This window comes from Streptomyces sp. NPDC002640, assembly GCF_053592575.1.
Map to the genome: position 1 here is coordinate 65,635 of NZ_JBSFVZ010000022.1, position 14,867 is coordinate 80,501.

Below are 14,867 nucleotides of genomic sequence, written 5' to 3' on the forward strand. Positions count from 1 at the left end.
GAGGGGACGGTTCGCGTGGGCGAGATACCACCGAAGGGCCCGGGAGAAGAGGCCCTGGACGTCGACGGCGTGTGGCAGAGCGGGCCGCCCGGATCACTGTGCGACGCGCTGGGGATCGCCTCGTTCTCCCTCGGCCCGGACGGGCTCGTCGACCAGTGGAGCGAACGCGCCGAACGGCTGCTCGGGGTCCCCGCCGAGGCGGCGGTCGGCCACGACCCGGTGGACATCCTCGTCCTGCCCGGCCTGCGTGACCGCGGCCGCCGCAAGATGGCCGAGATCCTCGACGGACGCGAATGGACCGGCGTCGTCCCCTACCTGCGGCCGCACCGGGACGCCGACGCGGCGGAGGGCGACGCGGCGGAGGGCGGACGCGAGGCGCTCGCCGAGATCCACGTGATGCCCACCCGCACCGGCGACGGCGAGCGCGCCGCGCACTGCCTGGTGCTGGACGTGCGCACCCTCCAGGGCCTGGAGGGCGACCTGGCCGCCTCCCAGGCGATCTTCGGCCAGTCCCCGTTCGGCTTCCTGCTGGTCGACACCGAGCTGCGGATCCAGCGCGCCAACCAGCGCTTCGCCTCCGTCTTCGGCGGCCGCCCCGAGGACCACCTCGGCAAGGGCGTCCACGACTACCTGTCGCCCCCGGAGGCGGAGCGCGTCGCCACCGCGCTGCGCCAGGTCCTGGAGACCGGCCACTCCGTCACCGACCTGCACGTCACCGGCAGCAACGGCGACCCCGCCCAGCCGCGCGACTGGTCCGTCAACCTGTACCGCGTCCACGCCGGCAGCGGCCGCCCGGTAGGCGTCGCCTGGCTCGGCATCGACGTCACCGCCCGCAAGCAGGCCGCCCGCGAGGCCGCCGCCGCCCGCCGCAACCTGCACCTGCTCAACGAGGCCGGCGCCCGCATCGGCAACAGCCTGGACCTGCAGACCACCGCGCGGGAACTGCTCGACGTCGTCGTCCCGCACTTCTGCGACCTGGCCACCGTCGACCTCTACGAGGCCCTGCTGGACGGCGACGACGCCGCGCCCGGCCTCGCCGACGGCAGCGCCGCCCTGCGCCGGGTCGCCTTCGCCAGCGCCGTCGCCGACCTGGCGTTCCCCGCCGACGACGCGCCCCACGAGGTCGGCACGGTCCACCACTACCCGTTCAACTCGCCCGCCGCCGACGCCCTGCGCACGGCCGAGCCGCGGCTGGTGCCGCCGGCCGGCGGACACGGCAGGACGCTCTCCACCCTCGCGGTGCCGATGGTCGCCCACGACACGGTGGTCGGCCTGGTGAAGTTCGCCCGGGTCACGGGCAGCGAGCCCTTCGGCGAGCGGGACCGCGCGCTGGCCGCGCAGCTCGCCTCCCGGGCCGCCGTCTGCATCGACAACGCGCGCCTGTACCGGCGCGAGCACCAGCGGGCGCTGATCATGCAGCGCTCCCTGCTGCCGCCGGGCGACCCCGAGGCGGCCGGGCTCGACATCGCCTGCCGCTACCTGCCCGGCAGCTCCACCGCGGAGGTCGGCGGCGACTGGTTCGACGTCATCGAACTGCCCGGCCACCGCACCGCGCTGGTGGTCGGCGACGTCATGGGCCGCGGCCTGCGGGCCGCTGTGGCCATGGGTGAACTCCGCACCGCCGTACGGACCTTGGCCCTGCTCGACCTCAGCCCGGCGGAGGTGCTGGGGGCCCTCGACGAGATCGCCCGCGGCCTGGGCTCCCCCGGCCTGCCCGCGCAGAAGAGCGGCCGCACGGCCCGCCGGCCGGAGGGCGCCGATCCGGCCGAGGTGTACCTCGCCACCTGCGTCTACGCGGTCTACGACTCGGTCACCCGGCGCTGCGTCTTCGCCAACGCCGGCCACCTGCCGCCGGTCGTCGTCGATCCGGACGGCCGGCCCGGACGGATGCTGGAGGTGCCGCCCGGGATGCCGCTGGGCGTCGGCGGCGAACCGTTCGAGGAGGTCGAGGTCGAGCTCCCCGACGGGGCGCTGCTCGCCCTCTACACCGACGGCCTGGTCGAGTCCCGCCACCAGCCGCTGGACGACGGGCTGGAGGCGTTCGTCGCCGCGATCACCGACCCGACGCGGCCGCTGGAGGACGTCTGCGACCAGGTCCTGGGCGCGCTGGACACCCACCACGGTGAGGACGACATCGCCCTGCTGATGGCCCGCGTCCGCGGTCTGCCGCGTGACGCGGTGGGCGACTGGACCTTCCCCGCCGAGGCGCGCAGCGTGGGGCGGGCGCGGGACCACAGCCGGGAGCAGCTCGCCGCCTGGGGCCTGGAGGCGCTGGCCGACACGGCGGAACTGCTGGTCAGCGAGCTGGTCACCAACGCCCTGCGGTACGGGGAGGGCGACATCCGGCTGCGGCTGCTGCTGGACCGGACGCTGGTGTGCGAGGTGTGGGACGCGGGGCTGGTGCAGCCGCGGCGGCGGCGGGCGCGGGACACCGACGAGGGCGGACGGGGGCTCCAGCTGGTGCAGCTCCTCAGCGCGGCCTGGGGTTCCCGCCGCACCCACCGCGGCAAGACCGTCTGGTTCGAGCTCGCCCTCCCCAAGGAGGGCACCCCCGCCCCTGACCCCACCGAAGCCTTCCTCGATCTCTTCTGACTCCTCCGACCCCGCGCCGCGGTCGGTCCGCCGGGTCCGCCCCGACTGGGGTCACGGGGTGATGGGGCCCGGGTCGGTCTCGCGGGGGGTGACGGTGGAGCGGCGGCGGGCGCGGGTGTCGGGGCCGCCGAAGGAACCGGGCGGCCCCCCGTCCGCGCCGCCGCCCAGCAGCACGCCCCCGAGGACCGCGCCCCCGACGCCCCCGCCCCGCGGCCCGAACGCGTCCCGGTACGCCCGCACGTCCTCCTCCGCCAGCCGCCGCGCCTGCCGCGCCAGCCCGTCCGCGTCCCGCGCGTCCTCCGGCGCCCGCTCCTGCACGGCGCGGGCCAGCAACCGGTGCGCCTCCGCGAGCGGGATCCGCGCCCGCACCCCCACCGCCCCCCGGTGCGCCGCCACGTAGTCCTCCGCCGCCGCCGCCGAGCACCGCGCCACCAGCACCGCCGCCGGGAACAGCGCGTCCGCCTCGCCCGGCGGCTCCGCCTCCGGCAGCGGCACCGCCGTGGTCGCCGTCCGCACCACCCGCCGCAGCACGTCCAGCGGGTCGCAGGCCCCGTCGTCCACCTCCGCCCGCAGCGCGGCCAGCGGGTCCTTGCCCACCCGGGAGACCGCCGCCACGAACGTGTCCGGCACCGCCTCGTCCGCCTCGGCCAGCTCCGCCGCCAGCCGGTCCACCCCGTTGACCAGCGCCGCGACCTGGGAGATCGCGCCCTCGGCGGCGCGCAGGTGCATCGCCGCGGTGACCGGGTCGCCCAGGTCGCCGGTCTGCCGGGACCGGTTCAGCCGGCTGGTCGCGAACACCAGCCGCTCCTTCGCGAGTTCGACCTGGCCCGACACCGTCATCACGGCGGACGGCGCGTACCGCGCGCCGATCGCCGCCAGGTTCGCCTCGCACGCCCCGACCCGCCCGGTCAGCGCGCGGAACCGCTGCTCGGCCACGGTCAGCGCCTCGGGAATGCCCGTCCCGTCCTCCAGCGACCGCAGCCGGTCGAAGTCCTGCGCCTCGGCGTCCAGCCGCTGCCCCGACGCCCGGCACCGCTCCAGCACCTCGTACAGCACCGCGACGCGGCCGGGGCCGGGCGCCGAGCCGTCGCCGGACGGCTCCCCGGCGTCGTGCAGCAGCGCGAACACCGCCGCGACCTCGGCCTCCGCGGCCCGGACCGCGCGGGCGAAGTCCTGCACCGCCGCGGCCCCGAACCTGGCCTCGGCGAAGCCCAGCTCCTCGCGGCTGGTGCGGACGCAGTCGTCGGCCGCGACCAGCGCCGCCCCGGCCCGCGCCTCGAGTTCCGGGACCGGGACGTCCCCCCGCGATCCGCGCGACCGCAGCCGGGCCAGCGCGCCGCCGCCCTGCGCGGTGTCCGTGGACGCCGCCTCCACGGCCCCGGCGGTGTCCGTGCCGGTGGCGGGGGTGCGGGTGCGGGTCCGGCGGGTGCGGCGGACGTAGCCGTAACCGGCCAGCAGGCCGACCGCCCCGCCGACGGCCACCGGGAGCGCCACGTCGGCCACCGACGAGGCGGCCCGGTCCTCGGCCGCCACGAGGACGGGAGCTCCGGCAGCCGCAGAGGCGTCCACGGGGACGGTCACCGGGGCGGTCACCGGGGCGCCCGCGGAGGCGGTCACCGGGGCGGTCACCGGGACGGCCACCGGGGCGGTCACCGGGGCGGCCGCGGAGGCGGCCGCGGTGGCGGGCGGGCTCCAGACCGGCGCGGACAGCGCGAGGAGGAGGACGGCGGCGGCCCTGGCCGGCACGGGGCCGCGGCGGTGGGACCTGGGGCGGGGCGGTGGTGACGGGGTGGGCATCACAGGGGGGAGCGTATGGCCGGGTGCGCCCGTTCGCGACCGGTGTGCGGCTGAATCAGGCCAGCTTCCTTCGGGGAGAGATCGCACGCCGATCGCCGCACCGCGGCGGGTCCGGTCCGCGGAACCCGTCCCGTTCGGCCCTGTCCTTGGTCCGGACGGGTGGGATCCGGGGCGAACTGTCGCCGTGTCGTGGGACAGGAGGGGATGCCTCCCTCTTGAGTGAGCCACAAATCTCATCCGGAAATCGGAAAAACCCACTCAAGACCCGCTCAAGACCCACTCAACACCCAAGACCCCGTTGCTCGGGCGTGGCTCGGACGTCCGCGGAGCGGCTCGCCCCGGAGGCAGCAGTGACGTACCACCACCGTGTCGGACCGCGCGCCGTCATGCGCCCGGTCGTCTTCCTCACCGCGGGCCTGCTCGCGGTGACCACGCTGTCCGGATGCGGCTCCGGGGAGAAGGCGAGCGAGCCGCTCGCCGGTCCCGACATCGCGCCCGCCACCCGCGAGCGGATCAAGGACGGCGGCACCCTCCGCTGGGCGGTCGACTCCGTCCCGCAGACCCTCAACGCCTTCCAGTCCGACGCCGACGCCACCACCACCCGCGTCGCCCAGGCCGTCCTGCCGGCCATGTTCCGGCTGGACGACCAGGGCCGGCCCCGGCGGGCGCCGGAGTACCTGGAGTCCGCGGAGGTGGTGAAGACCGAGCCCAAGCAGGTCGTGCTCTACAAGCTCAACCAGGCGGCGGTCTGGAGCGACGGCCGGGAGATCGGCGCGGCCGACTTCGCCGCCCAGTGGAACGCGCTCTCCGGACGCAACAGCGCCTTCTGGGCCGCCCACAACGCGGGCTACGACCGGATCGAGAAGGTCGAACGCGGCCGGAACGACCTGGAGGTCAAGGTCACCTTCGCCCGCCGCTACGCCGACTGGCGCTCCCTGTTCTCCCCGCTGTACCCCAAGGAGGTCACGGGCACCGCCGAGGCGTTCAACAACAAGGCGCGCAACGAGCTCGGGCTCACCGCGGGCCCGTTCACCGTGAAGTCGGTCGACCGTGAGCGCGGCGGCGTCACGCTGGAGCGCAACGGGCGCTGGTGGGGCGAGCCCGCCAAGCTGGACCGGATCGAGCTGCGCGCGGTGCCGCGCGACAAGCGCACCGCGGAACTGGTCGCGGGCCGGCTGGACGTCGCCGACGTGGACGCCGCGCAGGCCCGGCGGATCGATTCCGCGGCCCCCGGCCCGCAGGGCACCCCCGCCCCGGGCGGCGGCTCCGCCACCCCGCTGATGGGACCCGGCGCCGCCCGGGCCGGCACCCCCCTGCTGCTCTCCGGCGTCCCCGGCTCCGGCCCCGCCGACACCGCGGACGCCGCCGCGGCGACCGTCTCCTGGGCGGTGCTGCACGGTTCCGACGAGAAGGCCGCCACCGTGGAACGGACGGCACGCGCCCGGCGGGCCGAGGCGGAGAAACGCTTCACCGCCGAGCAGAAGGGGCTGAGCAAGTTCGACGTGCGCAAGTCCCTGGAGCCCGCCTACACCCAGCTCGCGCTCAACGGCTCCGAGGGCCCGCTCGCCGACGAACGGGTCCGCCGCGCGGTCGCCCGGGCGCTCGACCGGGAGGAACTGGCGAAGACGGTGCTGGGACCGCTGGGCCTGCCCACCGACCCGGTCGGCAGCCACGTCGCCCTCGCCGGTCAGCCGCACTACGCCGACGGCAGCGGCGCGCTGGGCGGCCACGACACCGAGGAGGCGCTGGCGCTGCTGGCCGAGGCCGGCTGGAAGGAGGGCGGCCCGGTCAAGGCGCCGGTCGCCGGAGCCGCCGGCGCGAAGCCCGCGACCTCGCCCACCCCCTCGGCCTCCGCCTCGCCGTCCGCCCGGAAGGACGACGGCGACGCCACCTACGTCGTCGGCCAGGACAACAAGCCCGCCCGGGACGCCGGTGAGCAGCAGGGCGGCGGCATGCCCGGCGCCTACGCCCCGCGCGGCACCGCGGCGCCCGCCGGGCCGGAGGCGGCCCAGCTCGCCAAGAACGGCAAGCCGCTGTCGCTGCGGTTCGTGCTGCCGGCCGGGCCGGGGTCGGAGTCGCTGCGCACGGTCGGCGACCGGATCCAGCAGATGCTGCGGCGGGTCGGCATCCGCACGGAGATCTCCCGCGTGCCGGACGACGGCTACTTCAAGGACCACATCGCCAACGGCCAGTACGACCTGGCGCTCTACTCCTGGCCGGTCTCGGCCTACCCGGCCACCGACGCGCGGCCGATCTTCGCCAAGCCGGTGCCGGCGGCGGACGGGTCGCTGGTGGTCGAGCAGAACTACACGCGCGTCGGCACGGACGAGGTGGACCAGCTCTTCGAGCGGGCGATCACGGAGCTGGACGAGGAGGAGGGGCGGGAGCTGATGCGGCGGGCGGACGAGCGGATCTGGACGGCGGCGGGTTCCGTGCCGCTCTACCAGCGGCCGCAGCTGGTCGCCGTGCAGCGGACGGTCGCGAACGTGGGCGCCTTCGGGTTCCGCACCCCCAGCTACGAGAACATCGGCTTCCTCCCCGACTAGCGGCACCACCCCGCCTCACCGCGGGGCGCCGGGGCCGGGGTACACCCCGGCCCCGGCCGTCGGAAGGGCAGAAAAGGGCGGGTGACCTGCGGGTACGCGGGGTGGGGCGGGGGAAGCCGCCATATCCCCGTACGATGGGGTAAGGCCGTGGCATGTATCCGCCCGGCAGAAGGCCCCGCGCCACCCACCGAGGCGCGCGCCGGCCACCTCACACTCCCGGGAGATAGTCGCACTATGGCCACGCGCCACGACATCCGCAACGTCGCCATCGTCGCCCACGTCGACCACGGCAAGACGACCATCGTCGATGCCATGCTCAAGCAGGCCGGCGCCTTCGCCGCGCACCAGCTGGAGTCCGTCGACGACCGCGTCATGGACTCGAACGACCTGGAGCGTGAGAAGGGCATCACGATCCTCGCCAAGAACACGGCGGTGAAGTACCACCCCAAGGACGGCGGGGAGCCCATCACCATCAACATCATCGACACCCCCGGCCACGCCGACTTCGGCGGCGAGGTCGAGCGCGGTCTGTCGATGGTGGACGGCGTCGTCCTCCTCGTGGATGCCTCCGAGGGCCCGCTGCCGCAGACCCGCTTCGTGCTGCGCAAGGCGCTGATGGCCCGCAAGCCCGTCATCCTGTGCATCAACAAGACGGACCGCCCCGACGCCCGCATCGACGAGGTCGTCAACGAGACCTACGACCTCTTCCTCGACCTGGACGCCGACGAGGACCAGATCGAGTTCCCGATCGTCTACGCCTGCGGCCGTGACGGCGTCGCCTCGCTGACCAAGCCCGCCGACGGCACGGTCCCCGAGGACAGCACCAACCTGGAGCCGTTCTTCTCCACCATCCTGGAGCACATCCCGGCGCCGACGTACGACGAGGAGGCCCCGCTCCAGGCGCACGTCACCAACCTGGACGCCGACAACTTCCTCGGCCGCATCGCGCTGCTGCGCGTGATGAACGGCGAGCTGCGCAAGGGCCAGACCGTGGCCTGGATGAAGCGCGACGGCTCGGTGACGAACGTCCGCATCAGCGAGCTGATGATGACCGAGGCGCTCACCCGCAAGCCGGCCGAGGTGGCCGGTCCCGGCGACATCTGCGCCGTCGCGGGCATCCCCGACATCACCATCGGCGAGACGCTGGCCGACCCGGAGAACGCGGTCGCCCTCCCGCTGATCCAGGTGGACGAGCCGGCCATCTCCATGGTCATCGGCACCAACACCTCCCCGCTGGTGGGCCGCGGCGCCACCGGCAAGGGCGCCGACAACAAGGCGGCCGTCAAGGACCGCAAGGTCACCGCCCGCCAGGTCAAGGACCGCCTCGACCGCGAGCTCATCGGCAACGTCTCGCTCCGCGTCCTGGACACCGAGCGCCCGGACGCCTGGGAGGTGCAGGGCCGCGGCGAGCTGGCGCTGGCCATCCTGGTCGAGCAGATGCGCCGTGAGGGCTACGAGCTGACCGTCGGCAAGCCCCAGGTGGTCACCAAGGAGATCGACGGCAAGGTCCACGAGCCCGTCGAGCGCCTGACCGTCGACGTGCCCGAGGAGCACATGGGTGCCGTCACGCAGCTCATGGGCGTCCGCAAGGGCCGGATGGACAACATGTCCAACCACGGCTCCGGCTGGGTCCGCCTGGAGTTCGTGGTGCCCTCCCGCGGCCTGATCGGCTTCCGCACGGAGTTCCTGACCCAGACCCGCGGCACCGGCATCGCCCACTCCATCCACGAGGGCCACGAGCCCTGGTTCGGCACCCTGACCACCCGCAACAACGGGTCGCTGGTCGCCGACCGCTCCGGCGCCGTCACCGCCTTCGCGATGACCAACCTGCAGGAGCGCGGCGTGCTCTTCGTGGAGCCCGGCACCGAGGTGTACGAGGGCATGATCGTCGGCGAGAACTCGCGCTCCGACGACATGGACGTCAACATCACCAAGGAGAAGAAGCTCACCAACATGCGGTCGTCCTCCGCCGACTCGTTCGAGGCGATCGTGCCGCCGCGCAAGCTGTCGCTGGAGCAGTCCCTGGAGTTCTGCCGCGACGACGAGTGCGTCGAGGTGACCCCGGAGTCCGTCCGCATCCGCAAGACGGTCCTCGACCAGCGTGACCGCGCGCGCACGGCGTCCCGCGCCAAGCACGCCTGATCCACCGCCCCTCCCACGGCCCCCCACGGGGCCGCCGGACGGGCGTCGCCGGAGGCCCGGGCCCCCTCATGAGGGGGCCCGGGCCTCCGCCTTTCCCGGCCCCGTCGTACGCAACTTGTTTGCGGCTCCCGATGTCCGGTATTCGGCGCGCTTCGACCGGTAGCCATGTAACACGTCCGTTTCGTGGGCTTCTCGTGGCCGTCGGAATGTCTGGAGTTTGGGACTTTGGGCGCGAGATGTGATTGAACCGAGACCAATAGACGGTGGTCCCTCTCCGGGGTCATGGCAGATAGTTAGCCGCATGGCGCTTCGGTGAACAGTTCGCCGCCTGTGCGGTAAGCGGGCCGGACTTCCGGCGCCATGGGGGGTGTTCGCTCAACCGCCACGGTTCCCGGACCGTGACACGGTGGTGGCGGCTCCCTCTCCTGTTGGTGAACACGTGGAGTCATGAGGAGGAGTCCCATGGGTGGTGCGACAGGCGCCCTGTGGGTCCGGTCGACTGCCGGCCGCGTCCGAGCCGGCCAGTACGACGACTGGCTCTGAACCCACTCCCGGCAGGGCCCGCCCCGAGCGCTACGCGCGTAGGCAGGCGGTCACCCGCCGTACCCGGGTTCTCTGACACTTCATGATCCGGCCGACGGCCGGCATCCGGCACGTGGTGCCGGATGCCGCACGCGGCACACCCAGACGCGAGATGGGCGAACAGTGACAAGTCCGATCGAGATCGACGACAGCGCGACCAAGGTCGTCGCCGAGGGCGAGGAGAAGCCCAAGGCGGCGGAGCCGTCGCTGGAGGGCCGGTCCCCCGGTCAGCTGATGTGGATGCGCTTCAAGCGCGACCGCACCGGCGTGATCTGCGCGTGGATCGTCCTCGCGTATTTCCTCATCGGCCTCGCGGCCCCGCTGCTCACCATGCTGAGCGGGACCGACCCGTACACGCTGTACGGCCAGGACCCGGACTACCTCGACAAGCCGGTGCTGGACGAGTTCGGCCTGCCGCTCGGTTCCTTCGGCGGCGTCTCGGCCGACCACTGGTTCGGTGTCGAGCCGCAGCTCGGGCGCGACCTCTTCGCCATGATGGTCTACGGCATCCGCACCTCGCTGTTCATGGCGGTGGGCGTCACCACCCTCTGCATCGTCACCGGTGTGGTGATCGGTCTGATCGGCGGCTTCATCGGCGGCAAGACCGACTACTTCATCGGCCGTGTCACGGACTTCTTCCTCGCCTTCCCGAGCCAGCTGTTCTTCATCGCCTTCATGCCCGTGGTCACCGCGTTCTTCGTGGACCCGCGGGAGGAGACCCCGACCTACTTCCGGGCCGTGGCGATCCTGATCGTGCTCTGGGTTCTCGGCTGGATGGGCATGTCCCGTCTGGTCCGGTCGACCGTCCTCGCCCTGCGTGAGCGGGAGTTCGTCGAGGCGGCCAAGGTCTCCGGCGCCTCGAACTGGCGGATCCTCTTCAAGGAGATCCTGCCCAACGTCGTCTCGCCGATCCTCGTGCAGTTCACGTACACGCTGCCGAGCACCATCCTCACCATCGCCTTCCTCTCCTTCGCCGGCGTGGGCTTCGTGGAGCCCACCCCGGACTGGGGCCGTCTCTTCGCGAACGGCGCCGACTACACGGAGCAGGCACCGGCCTTCATCTTCTTCCCCGGTGTGGCTCTGGTGATCTTCGTCCTGTGCTTCAACCTCCTCGGAGACTCGGTGCGGGACGCCTTCGACCCCAAGTCGGGACGGTGACCGTCGTCCTTGGTGGGGGGTGACTGCCGCCCCCAACGTCGGCTGCCAGCCGCGTCAGGCAGTACTCAGGAAAACAACCGACAGGTAGGTAATCACCCAATGAGACTGATGAACACGCGCACCACGCGCGCCATCGTCGTCGCCCTCGCGGCCGGCTCCCTCGCCCTGACGGGCTGCTCCAACAACGAGGGCGGCAAGACCAAGACGGACGCCAAGACCCAGGACGACGCCAAGGGCCAGGCCAAGCCCATGGTCTACGCCGACGCCGCCGCCTCCAAGGGCCCGGCCGCCGAGGTTCCGGGCGCCAAGCAGGGCGGCACCGTCACCGCGTACATGGAGACCGACCTCACCCACCTGGACCCGGGTCAGATCTACGTCTCGGACGCCGGTCTCTTCTCCAACCTGATCCACCGCGGCCTGACGAACTTCCAGGAGGACGACAAGGGCAACCTGTCCGTCGTCGGTGACCTCGCCACCGACGCCGGCAAGATGTCCGACGACGGCAAGACCTGGACGTTCACGCTCAAGGACGGTCTGAAGGACGCCAACGGCAACCCGATCAACTCGGCCGACGTCCGCCACACCATCGAGCGCACGTACGCCAAGTTCATCTTCGACGGCCCGACCTACCTGCAGACCTGGCTGAGCGGCGCGGACTACCGCAAGGCGCTGCCGGACGGCGGCTTCGGCAAGAAGCACCTGCCGGACTCGGTCCTGGAGACGCCGGACGACAAGACCATCGTCTTCCACTTCGACACCCCGCGCCTGGACCTGCCGCAGACGCTGGCCATGCCGGGCTACTCCCTGGTGCCCGAGGAGACGGACACCAAGGAGAAGTACGACAAGGCCCCGGTCGCCACCGGTCCTTACAAGATCGAAGAGTTCAAGAGCGGCAAGTCCCTCAAGCTGGTCCGCAACGAGAACTGGGACGCGGCCAGCGACCCGGTCCGCAACGCGTACCCGGACGCCTGGAACTTCGTCATCGGCGTCACCGGCTCCACCCAGACCCAGCGTCTGATCGCCGACAACGGCGGTGACAAGAACGCGATCCAGTTCACCGGCTCGATCGACGGCCCGAAGATCCCGCAGGTCCTCAAGGACCCGTCGATCAAGAAGCGCACCGTCCAGGGCTACCAGCCCTACGTGATGCAGCTGACCTTCAACCTCGACCGCGTCAAGAACAAGGCGGTCCGTGAGGCCATCGCGTACGGCATCAACTCGAAGTCGCTCATCGCGACCGAGGGTGGCGTCTACGGCGGCGACGCCGCGCCGAACCTGTTCGCCCCGACCCTCCCGGGCTACGAGGCCGACTACGACCCGTACGGCCGTCTGAAGACGCCGCAGGGCAACGTCGAGAAGGCCAAGGAGCTCCTGAAGGACGTTCCGGCCGCGGAGAAGAAGGTCGTCTTCGCGTACCCGAACAGCGAGGCCGGCCAGCTCCGCAAGGTCGCCGTCGAGGACTCGCTGACCTCGCTCGGCTTCGACGTGGTGGCCAAGGAGGTCGACTCCGCCAGCTTCTACGAGCAGATCGGCAAGCTGGACAACCCGTACGACATGTACATCACCGGTTGGGGCCAGGACTGGCCGTCCGCCGCGACGGTCGTGACGCCGATCTACGACGGTGACCAGGTCGCCGACGGTGGTTCGAACTACGCGCACATCAACGACCCGAAGGTCCAGGAGCTGATCAAGAAGGCCCTGACCCAGAAGCCTGAGGAGGCCCAGGCCACCTGGCAGGAGGCGCACCACTACATCCTGGAAGAGGTCATCCCGGCCGCTCCGCTGTGGTACGCCAAGCAGTTCCAGCTCTTCGGCTCGAACATCGGTGGCGCCCGCTACAGCTCGGAGTCGAGCTACATCGACGTCAACCGTCTCTTCCTGAAGTCGTAAGGCTTCACGGCTGACCGCGGGGGTGCGCACCAGGCGGAGCGCACCCCCGCGGTTCCGCGAATCCCCGCCTCACCCGTCTCCGCAGAGAGCAGCCTTCCCGCCATGTTCAAGTTCCTCATCCGGCGCTCGGTCGGTGCCGTCGTCACCCTTTTCCTCATCGGGGCGGCGACGTTCTTCCTCTTCATCGCCGGACCGTCCGACTATGCCTCCCTGGCGTGTGGCAAGGACTGCTCGCCTGCGAGGATCGCCGACATCCGCTCCGCCATGGGCCTTGACCAGCCGGTCTTCGTCCAGTTCTGGGATTTCATGTCCGGCATCGTGATGGGCCGGGACTTCCCGACCGGTCACTGCTCCGCGCCCTGCCTCGGCGTCTCCTTCAAGTCCGGGGACCAGGTCTGGCTGCGCATCATGGACAACTTCCCGACCACGCTGTCGCTGACCATCGGCGGCATGATCGTCTTCCTGATCGTGGGCCTGGGCGCCGGCATGATCTCGGCGTACAAGAAGGGCTCCGTGATCGACAAGGTGTCCTCGGGCGCCTCCATGGTGCTGAGCTCCTTCCAGATCTACTTCCTCGGCCCGCTGGTCCTGCTCGCCCTGGTGTACTCCACCGGCTGGTTCGAGAACCCCCAGTACGTCCCCTTCACCGAGAGCCCCTTCGGCTGGCTCGCCGGCCTGTGGATCCCGATCCTGGTGATGGCCACCATCTTCACCGCGCAGTACACGCGTATGGCCCGCTCCGAGCTCATCCAGCAGCTCCAGGAGGAGCACGTCCGCACCGCCCGGGCCAAGGGCATGAGCAAGAAGTACGTCTTCTTCCGCTACGCCTGGCGCGGTTCGCTGATCCCGATCATCACGGTGCTGGGCATCGACATCACCGCCCTCCTCTCCGGCGGCGTGGTCACCGAGCTGACCTTCTCGCTCCAGGGCATCGGCATCCTGGCGGTGGAGGGGGCCCAGACCAAGGACCTCCCGCTGACCATGGGAGTCATGCTGTTCAGCGCCTTCTTCATCCTGCTGTTCAACATGATCTGCGACATCGCCTACGCCTACGTCGACCCGCGCATCCGGCTCTCCTAGGAAGAACGAACCACAGTGACCACTCAGACCAAGACTGAGGACGCTCCGACCCCCGCCGGGTCCGGCAGCTTCCTCTCGGTCCGCGACCTGCGGGTGCGTTTCTCCACCGAGGACGGCATCGTCAAGGCGGTCGACGGCCTCTCCTTCGACGTCGAACGCGGCAAGACGCTGGGCATCGTGGGCGAGTCGGGCTCCGGCAAGTCCGTCACCAACCTCACGGTCCTCGGCCTGCACAACCCGGACACCACCACCATCGAGGGGTCCATCCACCTCGACGGCCAGGAACTGCTCAGCGCCTCCGAGCGGGAGCTGCAGAAGCTCCGCGGCAACAAGATGGCGATGATCTTCCAGGACCCGCTGACCGCGCTCTCGCCGTACTACACGGTGGGCCGGCAGCTGTCCGAGCCCTTCATGAAGCACAAGGGCGCCTCCAAGAAGGAGGCGAAGGCCCGCGCCATCCAGATGCTGGAGAAGGTGGGCATCCCGCAGCCCAAGCTGCGCTTCGACGACTACCCGCACCAGTTCTCCGGCGGTATGCGCCAGCGCGCCATGATCGCCATGGCCCTGATGTGCGACCCGGAGCTGCTGATCGCCGACGAGCCGACCACCGCGCTCGACGTGACGGTGCAGGCGCAGATCCTCGACCTGCTCAAGGACCTGCAGCAGGAGTTCGGCTCCGCGATCATCTTCATCACCCACGACCTGGGCGTCATCGCCAACATGGCGGACGACCTCCTGGTGATGTACGGCGGCCGGGCGATGGAGCGCGGCAGCGTCCGCGAGGTGCTGCACGAGCCCCGCCACCCCTACACCTGGGGCCTGCTCAGCTCGATGCCGCGTCTGGACAGCGACGTGGACATCGCGCTCGAGCCGATCCCCGGCAGCCCGCCCTCGCTGCTCAACCCGCCGACGGGCTGCCGCTTCAACCCGCGCTGCGTCTTCAAGGACCACGTCGCCGGCGACCTCTGCACCACCGTCACGCCCGAGCTGGGCGAGGGCCGGGACACCGCCTGCCACCTGACGCGCGAGCAGAAGCAGACCATATTCATCGACAAGATCCAGCCCCGGCTGCGCTAGGGA

At 71.6% G+C, this 14,867-nt stretch carries 8 protein-coding genes; 7 read left to right on the plus strand and 1 reads right to left on the minus strand.

Annotated features, from left to right (window positions below; translation table 11 throughout):
- Window positions 1-15: 15 nt before the first annotated feature.
- A complete protein-coding gene (locus ACWD3O_RS25940) occupies window positions 16-2,592 on the plus strand; it encodes a SpoIIE family protein phosphatase (RefSeq protein ID WP_451417543.1) in 2,577 nt (858 codons plus the stop codon).
- A 51-nt stretch (window positions 2,593-2,643) separates the two neighbouring features.
- Here the strand turns inward: ACWD3O_RS25940 and ACWD3O_RS25945 are convergent, their stop codons facing one another.
- Complete coding sequence (locus ACWD3O_RS25945; protein ID WP_451417544.1) at window positions 2,644-4,338, minus strand: hypothetical protein; 1,695 nt, start codon at window positions 4,336-4,338, stop codon at window positions 2,644-2,646.
- Between the two features lie 437 nt (window positions 4,339-4,775).
- Here ACWD3O_RS25945 and ACWD3O_RS25950 point away from each other — a divergent pair, with 437 nt between their 5' ends.
- The 6 genes from ACWD3O_RS25950 to ACWD3O_RS25975 all read left to right on the plus strand — a co-directional run bounded on the left by ACWD3O_RS25950 (window position 4,776) and on the right by ACWD3O_RS25975 (window position 14,864).
- Window positions 4,776-6,935 carry an ABC transporter family substrate-binding protein gene (locus tag ACWD3O_RS25950; protein ID WP_451417577.1) on the plus strand — a complete coding sequence of 720 codons (2,160 nt, stop codon included), beginning with the start codon at window positions 4,776-4,778 and terminating at the stop codon, window positions 6,933-6,935.
- A 234-nt stretch (window positions 6,936-7,169) separates the two neighbouring features.
- Window positions 7,170-9,077: a translational GTPase TypA gene (gene typA, locus ACWD3O_RS25955; RefSeq protein WP_451412840.1), complete on the plus strand. Its 1,908-nt coding sequence runs from the start codon at window positions 7,170-7,172 to the stop codon at window positions 9,075-9,077.
- A 705-nt stretch (window positions 9,078-9,782) separates the two neighbouring features.
- Complete coding sequence (locus ACWD3O_RS25960) at window positions 9,783-10,817, plus strand: ABC transporter permease (RefSeq protein WP_451417545.1); 1,035 nt, start codon at window positions 9,783-9,785, stop codon at window positions 10,815-10,817.
- Between the two features lie 99 nt (window positions 10,818-10,916).
- Window positions 10,917-12,707 (plus strand): ABC transporter substrate-binding protein, encoded by a 1,791-nt coding sequence (locus ACWD3O_RS25965; protein ID WP_451417546.1) that lies wholly within the window; start codon window positions 10,917-10,919, stop codon window positions 12,705-12,707.
- 102 nt (window positions 12,708-12,809) lie between these two features.
- Window positions 12,810-13,787, plus strand: coding sequence for an ABC transporter permease (locus ACWD3O_RS25970; protein ID WP_451412837.1), 978 nt, complete (start codon window positions 12,810-12,812; stop codon window positions 13,785-13,787).
- A gap of 15 nt (window positions 13,788-13,802) precedes the next feature.
- Window positions 13,803-14,864: an ABC transporter ATP-binding protein gene (locus ACWD3O_RS25975; protein WP_451412836.1), complete on the plus strand. Its 1,062-nt coding sequence runs from the start codon at window positions 13,803-13,805 to the stop codon at window positions 14,862-14,864.
- The last annotated feature ends 3 nt before the right edge of the window (window positions 14,865-14,867 follow it).